14 protein-coding genes are annotated in these 19,524 nt (G+C 62.8%); 9 read left to right on the plus strand and 5 right to left on the minus strand.

Annotated features, from left to right (window positions below; genetic code table 11):
• Positions 1-8 precede the first annotated feature (8 nt).
• The gene (locus tag KZJ38_RS05770; RefSeq protein ID WP_246641654.1) at positions 9-1,217 is read left to right on the plus strand and encodes a hypothetical protein; all 1,209 of its coding nucleotides are present in this window, start codon (positions 9-11) and stop codon (positions 1,215-1,217) included.
• A gap of 58 nt (positions 1,218-1,275) precedes the next feature.
• Here the strand turns inward: KZJ38_RS05770 and KZJ38_RS05775 are convergent, their stop codons facing one another.
• On the minus strand, positions 1,276-2,670 hold the full coding sequence (locus KZJ38_RS05775) for a DHA2 family efflux MFS transporter permease subunit (protein ID WP_219799190.1): 1,395 nt from the start codon (positions 2,668-2,670) through the stop codon (positions 1,276-1,278).
• Positions 2,671-2,931: 261 nt separating this feature from the next.
• On the opposite strand from KZJ38_RS05775, the gene KZJ38_RS05780 reads away from it, so the two are divergent.
• Positions 2,932-3,195, plus strand: coding sequence for a PepSY domain-containing protein (locus KZJ38_RS05780; RefSeq protein ID WP_219799191.1), 264 nt, complete (start codon positions 2,932-2,934; stop codon positions 3,193-3,195).
• An 81-nt stretch (positions 3,196-3,276) separates the two neighbouring features.
• Positions 3,277-3,855 carry a cytochrome b/b6 domain-containing protein gene (locus tag KZJ38_RS05785; protein ID WP_219799192.1) on the plus strand — a complete coding sequence of 193 codons (579 nt, stop codon included), beginning with the start codon at positions 3,277-3,279 and terminating at the stop codon, positions 3,853-3,855.
• A gap of 118 nt (positions 3,856-3,973) precedes the next feature.
• Here the strand turns inward: KZJ38_RS05785 and KZJ38_RS05790 are convergent, their stop codons facing one another.
• Complete coding sequence (locus KZJ38_RS05790; RefSeq protein ID WP_219799193.1) at positions 3,974-4,240, minus strand: DUF4148 domain-containing protein; 267 nt, start codon at positions 4,238-4,240, stop codon at positions 3,974-3,976.
• A gap of 396 nt (positions 4,241-4,636) precedes the next feature.
• Between KZJ38_RS05790 and KZJ38_RS36855 the strand changes: the two genes are divergently transcribed.
• Entirely contained in the window at positions 4,637-6,199 is a 1,563-nt protein-coding gene (locus KZJ38_RS36855) for a methyl-accepting chemotaxis protein (protein WP_219799194.1), read from the plus strand.
• Between the two features lie 123 nt (positions 6,200-6,322).
• Here the strand turns inward: KZJ38_RS36855 and trxB are convergent, their stop codons facing one another.
• Positions 6,323-7,324 (minus strand): thioredoxin-disulfide reductase, encoded by a 1,002-nt coding sequence (gene trxB / locus KZJ38_RS05800; RefSeq protein ID WP_219799195.1) that lies wholly within the window; start codon positions 7,322-7,324, stop codon positions 6,323-6,325.
• A 501-nt stretch (positions 7,325-7,825) separates the two neighbouring features.
• On the opposite strand from trxB, the gene KZJ38_RS05805 reads away from it, so the two are divergent.
• From KZJ38_RS05805 to KZJ38_RS05820, 4 genes are all read left to right on the plus strand, one after another.
• Positions 7,826-10,141 carry a DNA translocase FtsK gene (locus tag KZJ38_RS05805; protein WP_219799196.1) on the plus strand — a complete coding sequence of 772 codons (2,316 nt, stop codon included), beginning with the start codon at positions 7,826-7,828 and terminating at the stop codon, positions 10,139-10,141.
• A 135-nt stretch (positions 10,142-10,276) separates the two neighbouring features.
• Positions 10,277-11,023 carry an outer membrane lipoprotein chaperone LolA gene (lolA, locus tag KZJ38_RS05810; RefSeq protein ID WP_219799197.1) on the plus strand — a complete coding sequence of 249 codons (747 nt, stop codon included), beginning with the start codon at positions 10,277-10,279 and terminating at the stop codon, positions 11,021-11,023.
• Between the two features lie 55 nt (positions 11,024-11,078).
• On the plus strand, positions 11,079-12,074 hold the full coding sequence (gene speB / locus KZJ38_RS05815) for an agmatinase (protein WP_219799198.1): 996 nt from the start codon (positions 11,079-11,081) through the stop codon (positions 12,072-12,074).
• A gap of 424 nt (positions 12,075-12,498) precedes the next feature.
• Complete coding sequence (locus tag KZJ38_RS05820) at positions 12,499-13,644, plus strand: acyltransferase family protein (RefSeq protein ID WP_219799199.1); 1,146 nt, start codon at positions 12,499-12,501, stop codon at positions 13,642-13,644.
• A gap of 96 nt (positions 13,645-13,740) precedes the next feature.
• On the opposite strand, the gene cytX is transcribed toward KZJ38_RS05820, so the two are convergent.
• Positions 13,741-15,063: a putative hydroxymethylpyrimidine transporter CytX gene (cytX, locus tag KZJ38_RS05825; RefSeq protein WP_219799200.1), complete on the minus strand. Its 1,323-nt coding sequence runs from the start codon at positions 15,061-15,063 to the stop codon at positions 13,741-13,743.
• 183 nt (positions 15,064-15,246) lie between these two features.
• Positions 15,247-17,205, minus strand: coding sequence for an enterotoxin A family protein (locus tag KZJ38_RS05830; protein WP_219799201.1), 1,959 nt, complete (start codon positions 17,203-17,205; stop codon positions 15,247-15,249).
• A gap of 981 nt (positions 17,206-18,186) precedes the next feature.
• Here KZJ38_RS05830 and KZJ38_RS05835 point away from each other — a divergent pair.
• On the plus strand, positions 18,187-19,500 hold the full coding sequence (locus KZJ38_RS05835; protein ID WP_219799202.1) for a replication-associated recombination protein A: 1,314 nt from the start codon (positions 18,187-18,189) through the stop codon (positions 19,498-19,500).
• Positions 19,501-19,524: the final 24 nt, after the last annotated feature.

The raw sequence follows: 19,524 nt of genomic DNA on the forward strand, positions 1-19,524 counted from the left end.
TCCTGAACATGCGAAACATGCTGGCTGCCGCCGCGCTGCTCGGCGTCTGTTTGTGGTCTCCGGTATCGATGGCGGCCACCAAAGGCGCGAGCCGCGCGCGGCCGGTGGCCGTCGATCCGCGTTCGTATATGCACGGCATCGGCGCGGCGAGCGACGGGCACGGCAATATCTGGGTGTTTTTCAGCAGTTCGGGCTTGCCGCCGCGTGGGCCAGGGCGCGATCGCAACTGGACGCACGATGTGTACGTCGCGCGCTGGTCACCGCTGCAGCGCAATCTCGAGACTCCACGTATTTTCATCAGTCGTCCTGAAGCGCAGGAGCCGGTGTCGATTGCGCAGAACGACACCGGCCGTGTGATCGTCAGCTTCGAAGACGGATGGAATACGCCGAATGAGGTGAACCAGCGTTACGGCGTCTACACGTCCGAACTCGAAGCCGTGAAGCCGTATCCGGTCGATGTGAAATCAGGTGGGCATTCGGGGCATGTGGCGGCGGTCGGGTCGCGCTTCGTCGTGTTTTATTCCGACGATTGGATCGACGGCGGCGGTGTCGACAATCTCGGCACGGGCAACGGCGTCTATCTGAAAACTTATGACGCCGACGGCACCTTGCTGAAGTCGGTCGACGTCGCGCCGCGCGTGCGCGAATGGTGGCCGATGATCGCCGGCTCGCCTACGCATGCGTTGCTGACCTGGCAGCAGTTCGTACCGGGCGCGACGTACGCGCGCTTGAAGTCGGCCGTGTTCAACCCGGAAGATGGATCGCTGACCGAAGCGCGTGTCCTCGCGCCGAGCTTGCGCTATTACACCTACTCGGCTGAATACGTGCCCGCGCTCGATCGCTTTCTCGTGATAGCCACGGGATTCGACGGCAAAGGCTTCGCGCAACTGATCGACGAAACGGGTGCGACGACTGCGACGCTCGCGTGCATGCCCGCGTCGGTGCGCGAGTCGAGCATTACGGTGGTTGGCGATCACGCGTTTGCACCGAGCCAGGATGGACGTTTGCTCGATCTGAAGCTCGGGCCTTCGTCGATCGAACTGGTGGGCTCGCAGCGCTCGCCGGTCAAATGGGGTGAGACGGGCAGCATCGGGTTGGTCCGTTCACCGACTGCGCTGCATTGGGTCACGCTCACGCAGCAAGGGCCGAAAGAAGCGGAGTTCGACCTGAAGGCGATGCGGCCCGCGACGGCAGCGGACCGCTGCGGGCGTTCATGAACGCCGCGGCATGCGCTTGCCGCGGAGCTTGCGGACCGCGGGTGTGGCTGGGCTTGCTTTAGCGTTGCGCGGCGCGCGCTGCGATCGGCACCGGGCGGCCCGTTTCATTGTCGAGCCGCCGGAACACAAGTGCCGACACTAGCGTGATCGCGCCGACGCACGCGAAGCTGAGCCTGAAGCCGAGCGCGGCCGAGTTCCACTGGTCCGTAAACAGATTGACGAGGCCACCGCCGATCGAAACGCCAAGACCGATCGCAAGCATCTGCACCATCGAAAAGAGGCTGTTGCCGCTGCCCGCATCGGCGATGGTCAGCCCCTTCAACGTGACGCTGTTCATCGCGGCGAACTGCATCGAGTTCGCCGCGCCGAAGATCGCGAGCACGGCAATCTCGATGGCGATCGGCGTGCCGCGCGAAAACAGTGCGAACGCAACGATCGAACTGCCGACAATCAGCGTGTTCACGAGCAGGAATGCTTCGTAGCCGTAGCGGCGAATCAGCGGCGCGATCCAGCGTTTCGCGACCGTGCCCGCAAGCGCGGACGGCAACATCATGAGCCCCGAATGCAACGGCGTATAGCCGAGTTGCAGTTGCAGCAGCAGCGGCACGAGAAACGGCACGGCGCTCGAACCGATCCGGCACACGAGGTTGCCGATCAGCCCGACGCTAAAGTTCGGTTCGCGAAAGAGCCCGAGCCGGAACAGCGGATTCTTCGCGCGCCGCGCGTACGGGATATAGACGAACGCTGCCGCGAGACCCAGCACGAAAAGGCCCACCGACCATTCGACGCGATGCGTCTGCATCGGCACGTCGATCGCGAGCGAACACGCGACCATGCACAGCGACAGCAGCGCGCAGCCGATTACATCGAACGGCGGCGCGTCGCGCGAGACGCCGTCGGGCAGATAGCGGTTCACCGCGATCACGCCGACCGCGCCGATCGGCACGTTGATCAGAAAGATCCAGTGCCACGAGAACGCTTCGACAAACCAGCCGCCGAGCGTGGGCCCCAGAATCGGACCGACCTGGCCTGCCACCGAGATCAACGCAAGCGCCGATACGTATTGCTCGCCTGTGATCGTGCGCAGCACCGCGAGGCGCCCGATCGGCAGCAGCATCGAGCCGCCGATGCCCTGCAGCACGCGCGCAAGGATCAGTTGACCGAGCGTGTGCGCGCTCGAGCAACACAACGAACCGATCACGAACAGCAGAATCGCGACGAAATAGACGCGCCGCGTGCCGAAGCGATCGGCGAGCCAGCCCGATGCCGGCGTGAGCAGTGCCATCGTAAGTGTGTACGCGACGACGATCGGCTGCAGCGCGAGTGCGGGGACGCCCAGGCTGTGGGCAATGGAAGGTAAAGCGGTGTTGACGATCGTCGTGTCCAGCGCTTGCATGAAGAAGCCGGTAGCGACGATCCATAGCAACGCCGTGTGCTTGGAATCTTTGGTCATTGGAAACGATTGGGCGAGCGTGCGTGCGTCGCGCCGTAGGCTAGCCGAAAGATGCGTTGCGCGAGACCGGGGAGGGGGCGGGTGGCGACGCGAACTTCGGGGAAGTGTCGACATTTTAGCGGTAAACGCGCTTATGGAAAACCCGCTTAACACACTTCGAGCGGTAAGAAATTTCTCTCACCGAGAGTTGATTAGTCTCATTGAGAATTGTTCTCATCCGTGGCACAGTATTCTTTCGATTAACTAACGATGAGGTTTCAGATGCTCAAGTTGATTGCGGTGGTTGCGGCGGTCGGTTTTTCGGGGGCGGCGTTCGCCAAGGCGGACTGCGTCGCGCATCCGAAAGACGAATGGATGAAAGAGTCCGACGCGCGCGCGCAACTCGAAGGGCAGGGCTACAAGATCAAAAAATTCAAGGTCGATGGCCACTGCTATGAGATCTACGGCACGAACAAGGAGGGCAAGAAGGTCGAAATCTACTTCGATACGAAAACGCTCGATGTCGTGAAGTCGGAGATCGATTGAAACCCGCGATCGTGGCCTTCTGCTGCCTTGCCTCTGCAATCCGGCAACTGAGTGCGCGATAAATTTTCTTCATTGCCCGCGATGTCCGACACCGCTCGAATCCGTATCTGGGACTGGTGGGTGCGAGTCACGCACTGGGTCATCGCGGGCATCGTGATCTGGAATCTGTTCGGCCCGACCGATCCGTTGCATCGCAAGCTCGGCTATGCGGCTGCTGCATTGGTCGGTGTGCGTATCGTATGGGGCATGATCGGCACACGTTACGCGCGCTTTTCTGCGTGGTGGCCTACCCGTTCGCGTCTGCTTGCGTATCTGCGCTCGCTTGCGTCAGGCAAGCCTTCGCGTCATCTGTCGCACAATCCGCTTGGCGCGTTGATGGCGCTGATGCTGTGGGTACTCGTAATCGCGCTGGCCTTGACGGGGTGGCTGATGCGGCTCGATGCGTTCTGGGGCGAAGACTGGCCTCAGGAAATTCACACGCTGCTCGCGGTCGCACTCGAAGTGTGCGTGTGTGTTCATATCGCCGCGACGATCGTGATGAGCGTCTGGACGCGCGAAAATCTGATTGCCGCGATGTTGACCGGCTACAAGCGCACGGACAAGAGTACCGACAAGTGCACTGACACGCGCAGCGACGCGCGCCATGACGAAGGGCGGTGAAGTTGGCGAAGGCAGCATGGCGCGTGTTGTGTTTGCAGCCTTCGCTTGCTACTCCTCTACGTGCCGCTGAGCGTGCTGCTCAGCGCCTTGCACTGCGTGGTTGCTTCCTTGCCTTGCGTTACTGGCCTGAACTACCCGGCGCGACGCCGCCATAACCGCCCGCGGCATTGTTCATTTGCGCGGCATTCGACGCTTCGATGCGGCGTTGAGTGGCTTGCAGATGGTTCGGATAGGTCACCTTTTCGCCGTTATAGCCGGCAGCCTCCAGTTGTGCGAGTTCCGCATTGACCTGCGCGCGCGTCACTCGTGACGACTGTGCATGCGCGCCGAACGAAACGAATACGAGCGCCGATGCGCAGACAGCAGCGAGACGGATGTTCTTCATCAAGTTCTCCTTTCCTCAAAGCAGTTGCTGATACAACGATAACGAGGGACCGGCCTTCGTCATTGCCTATGCCCGCGAACGGACATCGCGTCGACGATAGCGCGGCCTCTTTGACAACACTTCAAGGAACGAATGCTTCCCATCGAATCGCACTCGCTTCGCGGGCCGCATCATGCGCGGGTCGTGCGCGAAACCACGTTGACCGGAGCGAAAGTCATGACAACGCGTCCCCGTATTCGTGAGTGCAAATTTGATCTGGCGCAAACAGATGCGATTCGGTAACGATCGGTCATCACATCGTTCTACACATCGTAAAGGGGCTGCCGTAAACCGAAGGGAACGGGTTCATTCCGTGGCGCGCGACCTTTCGCTGCGCTTTCTTTCCTGAGGTTTTTTATGTTCAGAAATATCACGATCCGTATCCGTCTCGCGCTTGCGATGGGATTTCTCGGCTTGCTGATGATCGTCGGCGCAATCCTCGGCGTGGTTGGTATCGCAATGAGCAACAGCGACCAGAAAGAGCTCTATACGGATCAGCTTGCGTCGGCGACTGCGCTCGGCAAATACGATTTTTACGTTGCGCGCGGCCGTCTCGTGCTCGATCGCATCGCCGCGCAGCCCGATAGCCCTGACGTCGCGAATCTGCAGCAGCGCGCGAAAGAGCAGTTCGATGTCGCCGACAAGGCGTGGCAGACTTATCGCGCGCTTCCCGCCGGCGCCGACGAAGCGCGCCTCAGCGATGAAGTCGAAGCGAAGCGTGCCGAAGCGATGTCGGGACCGGTCGCGCAGGTGTATGCGGCGATCGACCGGCACGATACGGCGGCTTTAAGCGAACTGATTTCGCACAAGATGACCGCGCCGTTCAATGAAGTGACCGACCGCACCGCGCAACTCGAAGCGATGCAGGCCGAACAGGCGCGTGCGCTTTACGAGGCCGCGCAAAAACGCTTCGACGCGATTCTCGTGATTGCGGCCGCCGGTCTCGCTGTCGGTCTCGCCATGGCGGTGTTCGCGTGGTACACGCTGCAGAAGTCGATCGCGGGGCCGCTTGGCGATGCGTTGCGTCACTTCCGGCATATCGCCGATGGCGACCTGAGCCATCGCATCGAAGTGCGTTCGCGCGACGAGATGGGCCGTCTGATGGAAGGGCTGCAGTCGATGCAGACGCGGCTCACCGAGACGATCACCGTGGTGCGCGACAGCGCGCAGTCGATCGCTACCGCAACCAAACAGATCTCGGCCGGCAATATCGATCTGTCGCAACGCACCGAAGAACAGGCCGCGTCGCTCGGTGAAACCGCGTCGAGCATGACCGAACTGACGTCGACGGTGCGCCAGAACACCGAGAACGCGCGTCAGGCGACAAATCTCGCGCGCGAGGCGACGAGCGTCGCGCAGACGGGCAGCGAGGTGATCTCGCAGGTCGTGTCGACGATGGGCGAGATCAACGGCAGCTCACGGCAGATCGCCGACATCATCGGTGTGATCGAAGGCATTGCGTTCCAGACCAATATTCTCGCGCTGAACGCGGCCGTCGAGGCGGCGCGCGCGGGCGAGGAAGGGCGCGGCTTCGCGGTCGTGGCGGGTGAAGTGCGCACGCTTGCTCAGCGCAGCGGCGCCGCGGCCAAGGAGATCAAGGCGTTGATCGACAAGTCGGTCGAGCGCGTCGGCAACGGCACCGAGCTGGTCGGCCGCGCGGGCAGAACGATGGACGAAATCAATGAGGCCGTGCGGCGCGTGTCTGAAATTACCGTTGAGATTTCGGCGGCTTCGGAAGAGCAGAGCGACGGGATCGAGCAGGTCACGCAGGCCGTGACGCAAATGGATTCGGTCACGCAGCAGAATGCGGCGCTTGTTGAAGAGGCGGCGGCCGCCGCGGCGTCGTTGCGCGAACAGGCGGAGCGGATGAACGGCGTGGTCAGTGTGTTCAGGACCGGCGCGCAGTCGCGGGCGTTCTGATATGAAAAGGGCCGCTGCTTATGAGGCAGCGGCCCTTCGTATCAGTATCAGGTTCTGAATCTTGCGTCGCCGCGAAGATTCCGTTGTTACCACCCGGTGCGGACCCTGCCGCGCCGCTTCAGCTTACCGCTCGGCTTCCGCGCTCATTGCGCGCTCGCCGATCGACTCGTGAATGCTTTCAAGGTAACGCTGTGCATCGAGCGCGGCCATGCAGCCCGTGCCCGCGCTCGTGATCGCCTGACGATAGACGTGGTCCTGCACGTCGCCAGCGGCGAACACGCCCGGCACGCTCGTCGCGGTCGCGTTGCCTTGCAGCCCGCACTTCGTGATGATGTAGCCGTTCTTCATCTCGAGCTGCCCTTCGAAGATGTCGGTGTTCGGCTTGTGGCCGATCGCCACGAACAGGCCCTGCAGTGCGATGTCGGTCGTCTCGCCCGTTTGCGCGTGCTTGATGCGCACGGCGTTCACGCCGCCGTCGTCGCCCTTCACCTCGTCGAGCGTATGGTTCCATTTGATTTCGACGACGCCTTCCTTCTCCTTCTCGAGCAGGCGGTCGATCAGGATCGGCTCGGCGCGGAACTTGTCGCGGCGGTGGATCACGGTGACCTTGTTCGCGATGCCGGAAAGGTACAGCGCTTCTTCCACCGCGGTGTTGCCGCCGCCGACCACGGCGACGTGCTGCTGCTTGTAGAAGAACCCGTCGCACGTCGCGCACGCGGACACGCCGCGGCCCATGAACAGCTCTTCGGACGGCAGACCCAGATACTGCGCCGATGCGCCGGTCGCGATAATCAGCGCATCGCACGTGTACTCGCCCGAATCGCCGATCAGACGGATCGGCTTTTCATTGAGCTTCGCCGTATGGATATGGTCGAAGATGATCTCGGTGTTGAAACGCTCGGCGTGTTCGAGGAAGCGCTGCATCAGCTCCGGACCCTGCACGCCGTTCGGATCGGCCGGCCAGTTTTCGACGTCGGTCGTGGTCATGAGCTGCCCGCCTTGCGCGAGACCCGTGACGAGCACCGGCGACAGGTTGGCCCGCGCCGCATAGACCGCGGCCGTGTAGCCGGCCGGGCCGGAACCGAGAATCAGGACCTTTGCGTGTTTTGTCGTGGATGCTGGCATGATCGAAATCCGTAAAAAGCGTTCGGCCCGCGGGTGCAAGGCCGTTATCACCACTGTTGCGCAGTAGATAGGAACCAAACCGGCATTATAAAGGTCGCCAGGTTTGCCCGCCTCATCACGCTTTGCAATCGGCGTGATAGGGCGGCGGCCGGGCAAATGCGCTGTTGCGTGCGTTCATGCGACGCGAATCCTTTCAGAGCGGGCACAAAGCGGGTAAAAACGGCACAAAGCGGGCACAAGGTGTTGTCCGTTACCGTCACTTACAGCCTCGCGCGCGGCAGTGCGTTTACAATAGCCCTCGATCAACGACCGGCGGCCCAAGCGGCGCGCGAGCGCGGCCTGAGAGGGTTCATCGAGAGGACTCACTGAGAGGGCTCACTGAGCGGACGCATTGAGAGTGGCTCACTGAGCCGACTCAATACGAGAGTTCAATGCGCGAAGACTCGAGCGCAAGAATTTGAGCACGGCACGCCGGGCACCGGTCGCACACGCTAAGGATCAATGGCAAAAGCTACCTATTCCGCGAACGCGCAGGCATTGCCTCACCGGATGTCGCGCCTCTTCACCGAAATCCGCTGGATTCTGCAGGTTGCGCTCGGCGTTTTCCTGCTGATGGCTCTCGTCAGCTACAGCCGGCACGATCCGAGCTGGACGCATGCGGCGCAGGTCGACCGCATCGCGAACTGGGCCGGCCGCGTCGGCGCCTGGACTTCCGACATCCTGCTGCTGCTGTTCGGCATGTCCGCCTACTGGTGGGTCGTGCTGCTTGCGCGGCGCATCTCGGCGAACTATCGCCGTATCACCCGCAACGAAACCATCGACGAAGACGCACCGCGCGACCACACCTGGCTCGCCGAAGCGGGCGCGTTCGTGCTCGTTCTGCTGGCCTGCGACGGCATCGAAGCATTGCGCATGTGGTCGCTCAAGGTGCAACTGCCGCGTGCGCCGGGCGGCGTGGTCGGCGAGGCGGTGGCGCGCGCGGTGTCGCATGCGCTCGGCTTCACGGGCGGCACACTGGCACTGCTGATCGTGCTTGCAATCGGCTTGTCGCTGTATTTCCGCTTCTCGTGGCTTTCGGTGGCCGAGCGCGTCGGCGAATCGATCATTTCCGCGGTCACGCTCGCGAAGTTGCGCCGCGAGGCGGTGCGCGACCGCAAGGCCGGTGAAGCCGCCGCGGTGAAGCGCGAGGGCAAGGTCGAGCAGAGCCGCGTGAAGATCGAGGAGCACGAGCCGGTCACGATCGTGCCACCGGTGATCACGCCCGAGAAGTCCGTGCGTGTCGAAAAGGAACGGCAGGTGCCGCTTTTCACCGATCTGCCCGGCGACTCGACGCTGCCGCCGATCGCGTTGCTCGACCCGGCGTCCGCGACCCAGGAAACCATTTCGGCCGACACGCTCGAGTTCACGTCGCGCCTGATCGAAAAGAAGCTCAAGGATTTCGGCGTCGACGTGAGCGTGGTCGCCGCGTATCCGGGGCCGGTCGTCACACGCTACGAAATCGAGCCCGCGACGGGCGTGAAGGGCAGCCAGATCGTCAATCTCGCAAAGGACCTGGCGCGCTCGTTGTCGCTGGTGTCGATTCGCGTGGTCGAGACGATTCCCGGCAAGAACTTCATGGCGCTCGAGCTACCGAACCAGCGCCGCCAGACGGTGCGTCTGTCCGAAATTCTCGGCTCGGCCGTTTATGCGGACGCGGCCTCGCCGCTCACAATGGGCCTCGGCAAGGACATCGGCGGCAATTCGGTCTGCGCCGATCTGGCGAAGATGCCGCACCTGCTGGTAGCCGGCACGACCGGCTCGGGCAAGTCGGTCGGTATCAACGCAATGATTCTGTCGCTGCTCTACAAGGCGAGCGCCGACCAGGTCCGCATGATCCTGATCGATCCGAAGATGCTCGAAATGAGCGTCTACGAGGGCATTCCGCATCTGCTGTGTCCGGTGGTGACCGATATGCGGCAGGCGGGGCATGCGCTCAACTGGACCGTCGCCGAGATGGAGCGCCGCTACAAGTTGATGAGCAAGCTCGGCGTGCGTAACCTCGCCGGCTACAACAACAAGATCGACGAAGCGACGAAGCGCGAAGAAAAGATCCCGAATCCGTTCAGCCTCACGCCTGACGATCCGGACCCGCTGTCGCGGCTGCCGCATATCGTCGTCGTGATCGACGAACTGGCCGATCTGATGATGGTGGTCGGCAAGAAGGTCGAAGAGCTGATCGCGCGAATCGCGCAGAAGGCGCGCGCGGCCGGCATCCATCTGATTCTCGCGACGCAGCGTCCGTCGGTCGACGTGATCACGGGCCTGATCAAGGCCAACGTGCCGACGCGGATGGCGTTCCAGGTGTCGTCGAAAATCGACTCGCGCACGATTCTCGACCAGCAGGGCGCCGAATCGCTGCTCGGCATGGGCGACATGCTGTATCTGCCGCCGGGCAGCGGCTTGCCGATTCGCGTGCACGGCGCGTTCGTGTCCGACGACGAAGTCCATCGCGTCGTCGACAAGCTCAAGGAGCAGGGCGAGCCGAACTATATCGAGGGCATTCTCGAAGGCGGCGTGTCGGGCGAGGGCGACGAGGGCTCGGCGGAAGGCGCGGGCGGCGGCGCCGGTGGTGGTGAAGCGGATCCTCTTTACGACCAGGCGGTCGAAATCGTCATCAAGAATCGCCGCGCGTCCATTTCGCTCGTGCAGCGCCATCTGCGGATCGGTTATAACCGTGCCGCGCGGCTGCTCGAACAGATGGAGCAGTCAGGGCTCGTATCGGCGATGTCGTCGAACGGCAACCGCGAAATTCTTGTGCCGGCGCGCGAGGCCGAATGAGCGCCGCTTGAACGCCGCTGGAACTCCCCTTGAGCGGCGCGGGTTCTTCACATGAGCGTCGCCTGTTTGTGGCCACTTACATTCGGTCGGCGGCGATGCGAGCCGCGCTTCCTGTTTATCCACGGAGAGAAATCGATGCAGCATTACGTCGGCGGGCTTGACGCCCGCTTCGGTGATTCCCGCGCGCGCGGCAACTTTGCGCGCGCGTTTGTGCGCCGTGCCGGCCGCGTCATGGCGAGCGTCGCGGCTTGCGCGACGCTCTTCGTCGCGTCGCACGCGTTCGCCAGCGGCACCGACCAGTTGAAGCAGTTCGTCTCGCAGGTTCATTCCGCGCGCGGCGACTTCGTGCAGACGGAAGTGCGCGTGCCGAGCAACGCGAAGGGCGCAAGCGGCACGCTGTCGACGCAGGGCATGAAGGGCAACACCGTGTCGAGCGGCACGTTCTCGTTCGCGCGTCCCGGCAAGTTCATCTGGCAGTATCAGAAGCCGTATGAACAGCTGCTGCAGGCCGACGGCGACAAGCTCTATGTCTACGACAAGGACCTGAACCAGGTGACGGTGCGCACGCTCGGCGGCGCGCTCGGCGCGAGTCCGGCGGCGATCCTGTTCGGCAGCAACGATCTCGAGCAGAACTTCACGTTGAAGGATGCTGGGGTGAAAGCGGGTATCGACTGGCTCGAACTGGTGCCAAAATCGAAAGATACGCAGTTCCAGCGCATCGGCATCGGCTTTCGCGACGGGAATCTCGAAGCGATGGAGCTGCACGACGTGTTCGGAAATGTGACGCTGCTGAAGTTCTCGAATATTCAGAAGAATCCATCGCTGCCGGCCGATGCGTTCAAGTTCACGGTGCCGAAAGGGGCGGACGTGATCAACGGCTAGGTTGATCGGCTGCGGCGACCGGATTCATCCCGCCACTGCTCATGGGTGAACCGCGATGAACAAGTCGTCCTTTGTCTCCCCGGACCTGTCGTCCGAACGCCCGCAGCCGCTCTCGGGCAACGTGATGCCCCGATGCGGCGGCATCACCACGATGATGCGTTTGCCTAATGCGGGCTCTCCGCAAGGGCTCGACGCGTGTTTCGTCGGCGTGCCGTTCGATCTCGGCACGTCGAACCGCACCGGCGCGCGCTTCGGGCCGCGCCAGATCCGCAGCGAATCGGTGCTGCTGCGGCCATACAACATGGCCACCCGCGCCGCGCCGTTCGATTCGCTGCGAGTCGCCGACATCGGCGACGTCGCGATCAACCCCTACAACCTGCACGATTCGATCGCACGCATCGAAACCGCTTACGACGAAATCCTCGCGCACGGCGTCAAGCCGGTCACGCTCGGCGGCGACCATACGATCGCGCTGCCGATCCTGCGCGCGATGCATCGACAGCACGGCAAGCTCGCGCTGATTCACGTCGACGCGCACGCGGACGTCAACGACACGATGATGGGCGAGAAGATCGCGCACGGCACGCCGTTCAGGCGCGCCGTCGAAGAGGGTTTGCTCGACTGCGAGCGGGTCGTGCAGATCGGCCTGCGCGGCACCGGCTATGCAGCCGAAGACTTCGACTGGTGCCGCGACCAAGGTTTCGAGGTGGTGCAGGCGGAAGCCTGCTGGAACCAGTCGCTCGCGCCGCTGATGGCACGCGTGCGCGAACGGATCGGCGCTGCGCCGGTGTATATCACCTTCGATATCGACGGGATCGACCCGGCCTTTGCGCCCGGCACCGGCACGCCGGAGATCGCGGGGTTGACCGTGCCCCAGGCGCTCGAGATTATTCGCGGCGCGCGTGGGCTCAATGTGGTCGGCGCGGATCTCGTCGAAGTCGCGCCGCCGTACGACCCATTCGGCACGACGGCGCTGCTGGGTGCGAATCTCGCGTTTGAATTGCTGTGCGTGCTGCCCGGCGTTGAGTATCGGGCGGCGCGCGGGCGCTGATATGCGGCTGAAGCTTGCATGCCGTGCAAATCCATCGCCGGACAAAAATATTCGGCCGCTTCAATTATCCGCGTGTGCAAAGAGAAGCTCACTCGATAATCAGATGTCCGCGCCCCGCCGCAAGTCGTGCGGCAACCTGCTGCTCTGGTCAAAATTACTTACCCTATAAACGGGGCGCGACCCGATCGGCACTCCCCGCAAACGACGATCCTTTCATCCATAATGTGGTTCGACAAAAATATAAAAAACTAAAAGTATTAGAAAGTTATTCAGACCTTCACGCCGGCCGCTCCTGCAATTAAACATATCAATTACGAACACCTGAGCAGGCGGGTATTAAACAACCCCTTGACGATGGGCGCGCTTGCGAGCGCGCCTTTCGCATGCCTATTTGGGCCTGTTCTTCGCCGCGGGTATTCAACGGATGAAAGAACCGAGTTCCCATCGTCAGCACTACCATCAGCTCGATGCGCTACGCGGCGTCGCTGCGCTGTCGGTAGTGGTGAGTCATTTCGCCCTGGTTGGCCCGCTCGAGTGGGCCTCCCAGTCGCCTTTTCGCGTCAATTCTTTGGGTCATCAGGCAGTTATTCTCTTTTTTATATTGAGTGGTTTCGTTTTGACTTTGCAGTTGCGCTCCAGCCGAAGTATTTCGTATAGAGATTTCCTGGTCAAACGGATTTGCCGGATTTATTTGCCGTATCTGGTGGTGCTGGTCGCGACTTTCTCGATCGTGAACGCGATCGATGTAAAGCCGATCAAATGGCTGGGCGGCTGGGGTAATGAGGTGTGGAGTGGTCCGTTCACCGGCACGGAGATCGCGGATCACTTGCTCTTTATCGGGAAATACCGCGCAGGGCAGATGATTCCCGTTATCTGGACGCTGATCTACGAACTCCGGATTTCGATTGTCATGCCGCTTGTCGTCGCGTGGGTTGCGCGGGTCTCGGCGCGTACATCTATTACCGTCGCGCTGTGCGTTTCGATCGTGTCGTTCGTGCTGATTTACCTCGAAGGCGACGATCCGCAAGGCGCGAATTTCGGCGGCGACTGGCCGATGACGCTGCACTACCTCGGCATGTTTGTCGTTGGCGCGGTGCTCGCCGTGCATCGTGCGGCGTGGCGCCAGTGGCTGATGAAAACAGGCGGTCTGCGGCCGGTGATGGTGGTCTCGCTGCTGCTGTATTTTCTGTCGCGCGCGGCGCTGTCGATGAAGCTGGGTCCGGCCGGCCCGTTTCTGTACGACTGGCTCGTTGCCGCGGGTTCAGCGGGACTGATCTGCTCGTCGCTCGTGTCGGCGCGCTTTGCGTCGATACTCGAGAAGCGTCCGTTCGCGTTTCTCGGCCAGATCTCATACAGCCTGTACCTCACGCATACGATCGTGCTGTTGACGGTGATTCATCTGATGCCGTCTGCCGGCACCATGTGGCGCGCGATTCTGACCGCGGCCGTGCTCGAGATTCCGGTCGCGACCGCCATGTATCTTCTGATCGAGCGCCGTACGATCATGCTCGGCCAATTCCTGACCGCGCGTCGAAGTTCGAGCGCGGCGCGCGCCAATCAGACGTATTGAGAGGCCGACTCAAGGGGCGCCGGCTGGTCGGGTCAGGGGGGGCGTCAAAGGCGTCGAGGGAGCCCGTCGAGAGGGCCCGCCGAGCGGGCCCGCGAGTTACGCGTACGCCTGCCGACGCGTCGACACGAACGCCAGATAGCACAATGCGCCGATCGCAAGCGCCGGTAGCGTCGCCCCCAGGTTCGGCAGCCACTGGTTGATCGCCTGGTATGCGGCGATGCCGATCGCCCACGCGACGAATGCGCTCACGTGCCAGCCCGCGGAGTAGCCATAGCGGCCCTGCGTATCGGCGAGCGCGGCGGTATCGACACGGCGCTTGCGTACGATGAAGTGGTCGACGAGCACGACGCCGAAGAGCGGTGCGAACACCGAGCCGATCAGCAGCAGAAAGTTCTGGTACTTCGCCATCGGCACGGCGAGCGCGATCAGGGTGCACAGCGCTCCGAACGCGGCTGACAGCCAGGGCACGCTCGAGCGCGTCCAGAACGTGCCGGTCGATACCGCCGCCGAGTGAATATCGGCGAACGCGTTGTCGGTTTCGTCGATCAGCACGAGCAGCAGCGCGAGACCGCCGCCCGCCTGCGCAAGCGCCGTGGTGAGCAGCGCGTCGCCGCCGCCTGCCGCGAGTCCGTACACGGCGCCTAGCGCATAGAACCAGACATTCGCAATGCCGTAACCGAGCAGCGTGCCGCGGAACGTCTCGCCGGGCCGCCGGCCGAAGCGCGTGTAGTCGGCGATTAGCGGCAGCCATGACAGCGGCATCGCGACGACGAGATCGAGCGCGACGCCGGCTGGCATCTCGCCTGTGCCCGGACGATGCATCAGTGCGCCGAGGTCGTGCTGGGCGAGCACGGCCCAGGTCAGCCAGCCGGCGCCCGCGAGCAGCAGCCAGATGCCCCATGTGCGCAGAAAGCGCCGCACGAACGAGAGCGGGCCGCTGATCGCGAGCAGCGTCGCGAGCACGCCGAAGATGACGGTCCACACGAGCGGCATCGACAGGCCGAACGCCTGCTTTGCGAGCGCGTCGGCGGAATCGCGCATTACGATCACCTCGAACGAGCCCCATCCGACCAGCTGGATCGCGTTCAGCACGGCGGGAACCGAGGCGCCGCGCACGCCGAGCGTCGGCCGCAGCGACGACATTGCAGCGAGACCCGTATCGGTGCCGATGACGCCCGCGAGCGCAAGCAACACGACGCCGATCGCGGTGCCGATTGCGATCACCGCTAGCGCATGCGGCAGCGAGAGGCCGGGCACCAGCAGCGCGCCGGCCTGCGCGACGAGCAGGCCGATGCCGAGCGAGAACCACAGCGCGAATGCGTCGCCGGTGCGGAACGCTCGGCGGGCTTCGGGCACGGGTGAAAGCGGCGCGTAGGCGGAGCCGGTGTCAGTGTCGCCGGCAAGCGGTTCTTGAGCCATTGGATGTCGATCCTCCTGTCTTTATTTATTCCGATGTTCCGGTGCAAACCCGGCGCCTGGCTCTGTGGCGCCGCCGCTTTGCGCGCGGCCGGCGAGCCTGTGCCGGAAAGGCGAGATTATCGCAAACAGGATAGCGGAGGAACGTTTCGCAGAACTGTAGCTCGCAGGGCAGGCGAGTGAAGTTCAGCGTCTCGGCTCGTGCTTGTGCTGGAGCTGCTCGATTTTGTCCTGCTCATCGCTGAGGCGTTTCCATACCGAATCCGAAACGCGAAAGTAGCCCTTATCGGCGGATGCCGGCGACGTTGGGTTCACCGTACTGTATGTCGCATGACCGGTCTTCGGATCGATATCGGCACTCCACACAGGCGTACCGTCCAGCTTACGGATTTCGAGCCGATCGGGGCTGATTGCCGTCGCGTAATACCCGTCCCTGAACAGCCATGCCGCGTTGTTTTGCGATAGTGCTTTCGCGATGCTGCCTGCGCTCGCGCCTGACGAGCCGCTCGCGTCGCGAGGCGCGGACTGCGTCAGATGGTCCCGCAGCACGGAGGACATGTCAACCGCAGGCGCGCCGGGAAGATGCGTGATGAAGTTCGTCGCGCCTTGCGGAAGCGCCACGTCCGGATCCTGTTCGAACTCGTAGAGCTGGGTACGGTTGGCCACGTTGCTATCCGTATAGGTATAGAGGTTCGTGACAGGCAACGACGCACGCTGTCCGCGGCTATCGAGCACGTCCCAGTTCGAATACTGATCCTGCGGAATCGCGCTGACGTAGGCGGTTTTGTCCATGCCACCGTCCGTCAGGTATTTGCCGTCCTCCTTGTGTTTCAGATAGACGCCGACGCGTTCGAACACGCCGTTTGTATTGTTGGGATCGGACGGAATCGAACTCAGATAGGCGTAGCCCTTGCTGTCGATGCGCAGGACCTTGCTTGCGTCGCTTGCGAGATGGAAGCGCCCGTCATCGCCGATTGCGAAGCTGTCTTTCGCAGCCTCGCCATACGACGATGCAATCCCTGAATAGATGTACCCATCGGGCGTGTACGCATAGAGGCGCGTGTTCGTGCCGCTTGCCTCTGAGCGCAGTTTCAATGGGCCGCGATAGTCGAGCCCTTGTGCTTGCCGATCAGTCAGATCATGGATCTTCGACAGGGCCCGGTGATAGAACTCCGCATTGGACTGGGCCGGATCCTGCTTCGGGCCATACACTTGCTTGTTCTCGAACGGGTATGCCGTGGCAAAGGGCCGATGCGTGTCGTCGCTCCATGCCGGGCTGCCGACCGGAAAGTTCGCGAGTTGCGCCTGAGCGCGGGCCATGCTTGTGCGGTCGTATACGTCCCATCGGTAAGCGGCATTGGGCACATAAGGGCCCGCCTTGCCATCCTTCACCTCCCGGTAGCCGCGGATCTGCGTCCAGTCGATCCTGCGCATCGCGGCCACTTCGCGGTCTTTTTCTGAGCGCGCGTGGCTGCCGAGGCTCGCATTGACGTCCACCATATTCGGCGACGGTGCGATGTCGTAGATGTACTGGCTTTCGCTGCCGCGCCTGGTGTGCCCTAGCGCCGTATCGAGATCGCGGAACGTGGCGAGGTAGCCGCCGCGGTCGAGCTGGCCGTTTGCGACGTCGAAATTGTGCACATCGAGATTGACCTCGCGCAAGCCAATGTCGCCGGTGTCGAAGCCACCGCTTTTTTTAAGTTGCGCGGGGGAGATTGCCGATGGGCGATACAGTGCATGCGGCTGAAGATCGAGGTTCGCGTCACTTGAAGGGCTGCGCCTGAGATCAGTGTGCTGGCCCATCCAGATCGAGCCCGCCGGCGGGAGCGGATTGAAGTCGGGTTCCGGAGGAAGGCCGGGCTGGGCCGGCACGAGCGGCCGCCCGCCGGTCGCACCGTACTGCGCCTCGATGTCGGGCAGCGTATCGGCGAAGGAGGCGCTCGGCACGGCCGAAATACGCCTTGCTGCGTTGTTGAGCAGAAACGATGTGTCTGCCCATGTGAACCGGTCGTGCGGACCGTAGCCGTCGCGACAATAGCGGCTCAGCGCGCCGGCCATATCGTTAAAGCTGTTGTATTCGAAGGCGCCGTAGTTCGGGTCGTAAAGCTGATAATGGTCGGTCGAATAGTCGTCGGTTTGATGCATTCTTTGCACCAGGAGCGTATGGCCGTCGCCGTGCTCATATTGAAGGGATAGCTCGGCGAAATCGACCTGTTCACGTGTCAGACTTCCATTCTCGAAACCTAGAACGGGTGAGCCGAACCCCTCCCCGAGGCTTGCTGTGAGCTGCTCGGCATTCAGATCATTGTGCCCGGGCATTCTCACGTAGCCGGCAGGGGCGGATCTTGTTCTCTGGGTCTCCTGGAGATACTGGGACATATGCAGCGCGCCGTCCCTCGTTTGCCGGTTTGCAAAGAGCGCTGCCATGTTTCCCGTGGCGCCGATCAGGTCGGAAGCCGTGCCTGACGAGATTCGCTCCAACGCATAGGCAGACAGCCCCGCGCATCGACCCGCAAGGGCGCCTGGCTTCTGTGCCAGTGTCGACAGATATTCATAGTCGATGCCATTCTTTCGCGTAGCGCCCTGCGACAGCGCGGCAAATGCCGGGTCTTGCAAGGCCCTGGGGTCGGTGAGCAACGGGGGCGGGGGCGTGGTTGGAGCCTGTCGCTTTGTGATCTTGTGATCTTCCGGGGTCTTGATGGACGCTTCATGAAGCGTCCGGCCAGTACGATCGGACGATGTCGCGGCGCCTGAGGTGCGACGCGCTTCGGAGGGCTTACGCGCGGCAGGCCTCGGCGGGTATGGGCCTTGTTGAGGTTGCGTGGTTTCGTTGTTATCGGGTGCGAGCGGTGCGGCGAGGTAGTCTCGATGGTTTGCGGTAATCGATGTCATTTGCCTCTGCGATAAAAAAACCGCATGTGTGGTGGAAACAGTTAGGAATCAGAACATAGCGTGATGCCCCATGGGTAATGAACCGATAGTCGCTTGATGCTTGCATGACGGGACCGCATCGCTGGCGGCAAGTGGCTGTCATAATGCCGGAACGATGAGACTGTCCCGAGGTTGCCGCGATGCAAGCTGCGCGGCCTGCGCCGCGCGAAAGCCTCGAATTACACCCGGATCGCCATGTTCGAAGAAACCCGTGCCAACGTTCCGCTCGCCGAGCGCCTGCGGCCTCGCACCATCGATGAAGTGATCGGCCAGAAGCATCTGCTGGGGCCGAACAAACCGCTGCGCGTCGCCTTCGAATCCGGCGAAGCGCACTCGATGATTCTCTGGGGGCCGCCCGGCGTCGGCAAGACGACGCTCGCGCGCCTGATGGCCGACGCGTTTCACGCGGAGTTTATTGCGCTGTCCGCCGTGCTGTCGGGCGTCAAGGATATTCGCGAAGCCGTCGAGATCGCGCAGGTGCATCGCGCGCATGGGCGGCAGACGCTTGTGTTCGTCGACGAAGTGCATCGCTTTAACAAGAGCCAGCAGGATGCATTCTTGCCGCACGTCGAATCGGGCCTCTTCGTGTTCGTTGGCGCGACGACCGAGAATCCTTCGTTCGAGGTGAACAGCGCGTTGCTGTCGCGCGCGGCGGTGTATGTGCTGAAGAGCCTCGACGCGGACGAATTGCGCGAGCTGCTCGAACGCGCACAGCATGAGCTCGGTGGCCTCACGTTTACCGACGAAGCGCGCGACGCGTTGATCGGTTCCGCCGACGGCGATGGGCGCAAGCTTCTGAACAACCTCGAGATCGTCGCGCGGGCGGCGGCGCAGCAGAAGACCACGGACATCGACGGCGCGCTGCTCGGCAGCGCGCTCGCCGAAAACCTGCGCCGCTTCGACAAGGGCGGCGATGCGTTCTACGACCAGATCAGCGCGCTCCACAAGTCGGTGCGCGGCAGCAACCCCGATGGGGCGCTGTACTGGTTCTGCCGGATGCTCGACGGCGGCGCGGACCCGCGCTATCTCGCGCGCCGCATCGTGCGGATGGCGTGGGAAGACATCGGTCTCGCCGACCCGCGCGCGGGGCGCATCGCGCTCGACGCCGCCGAGACCTACGAGCGCCTCGGTACGCCGGAAGGCGAACTCGCGCTCGCGCAGGCGATCATTTATATGGCGGTCGCGCCGAAGTCGAATGCGGGCTATATGGCGTACAACGAGGCGCGTGCGTTCGTGGGCAAGGACCAGTCGCGCACGGTGCCGGTGCACTTGCGCAACGCACCGACGAAGCTGATGAAGGAACTCGGCTACGGTCACGAGTACCGCTACGCGCACGACGAGCCGGATGCGTACGCGGCCGGCGAGACGTATCTGCCGGACGGCATGCGCGAGCCGCACTGGTATCGGCCGACGCCGCGCGGTCTCGAAGGCAAGATCGGCGAGAAGCTCGCGCGGCTCGCGGAACTCGACGACGCGTGGCGCAGCGAGCACAAGCCGAAAAAGAGCTGAGGCCGGCACCGGGCGACCGGCGGT

This window comes from Paraburkholderia edwinii (genome assembly GCF_019428685.1).
Taxonomy (GTDB): domain Bacteria; phylum Pseudomonadota; class Gammaproteobacteria; order Burkholderiales; family Burkholderiaceae; genus Paraburkholderia; species Paraburkholderia edwinii.

What these genes read in the sequence shown, in the direction of transcription:
- KZJ38_RS05770 (WP_246641654.1), top strand. Translation starts at nt 9, where the DNA reads ATGCGAAACATGCTGGCTGCCGCCGCGCTGCTCGGCGTCTGTTTGTGG.
- KZJ38_RS05775 (WP_219799190.1), bottom strand. Translation starts at nt 2,670, where the DNA reads ATGACCAAAGATTCCAAGCACACGGCGTTGCTATGGATCGTCGCTACC.
- KZJ38_RS05780 (WP_219799191.1), top strand. Translation starts at nt 2,932, where the DNA reads ATGCTCAAGTTGATTGCGGTGGTTGCGGCGGTCGGTTTTTCGGGGGCG.
- KZJ38_RS05785 (WP_219799192.1), top strand. Translation starts at nt 3,277, where the DNA reads ATGTCCGACACCGCTCGAATCCGTATCTGGGACTGGTGGGTGCGAGTC.
- KZJ38_RS05790 (WP_219799193.1), bottom strand. Translation starts at nt 4,240, where the DNA reads ATGAAGAACATCCGTCTCGCTGCTGTCTGCGCATCGGCGCTCGTATTC.
- KZJ38_RS36855 (WP_219799194.1), top strand. Translation starts at nt 4,637, where the DNA reads ATGTTCAGAAATATCACGATCCGTATCCGTCTCGCGCTTGCGATGGGA.
- trxB (WP_219799195.1), bottom strand. Translation starts at nt 7,324, where the DNA reads ATGCCAGCATCCACGACAAAACACGCAAAGGTCCTGATTCTCGGTTCC.
- KZJ38_RS05805 (WP_219799196.1), top strand. Translation starts at nt 7,826, where the DNA reads ATGGCAAAAGCTACCTATTCCGCGAACGCGCAGGCATTGCCTCACCGG.
- lolA (WP_219799197.1), top strand. Translation starts at nt 10,277, where the DNA reads ATGCAGCATTACGTCGGCGGGCTTGACGCCCGCTTCGGTGATTCCCGC.
- speB (WP_219799198.1), top strand. Translation starts at nt 11,079, where the DNA reads ATGAACAAGTCGTCCTTTGTCTCCCCGGACCTGTCGTCCGAACGCCCG.
- KZJ38_RS05820 (WP_219799199.1), top strand. Translation starts at nt 12,499, where the DNA reads ATGAAAGAACCGAGTTCCCATCGTCAGCACTACCATCAGCTCGATGCG.
- cytX (WP_219799200.1), bottom strand. Translation starts at nt 15,063, where the DNA reads ATGGCTCAAGAACCGCTTGCCGGCGACACTGACACCGGCTCCGCCTAC.
- KZJ38_RS05830 (WP_219799201.1), bottom strand. Translation starts at nt 17,205, where the DNA reads ATGCATCAAACCGACGACTATTCGACCGACCATTATCAGCTTTACGAC.
- KZJ38_RS05835 (WP_219799202.1), top strand. Translation starts at nt 18,187, where the DNA reads ATGTTCGAAGAAACCCGTGCCAACGTTCCGCTCGCCGAGCGCCTGCGG.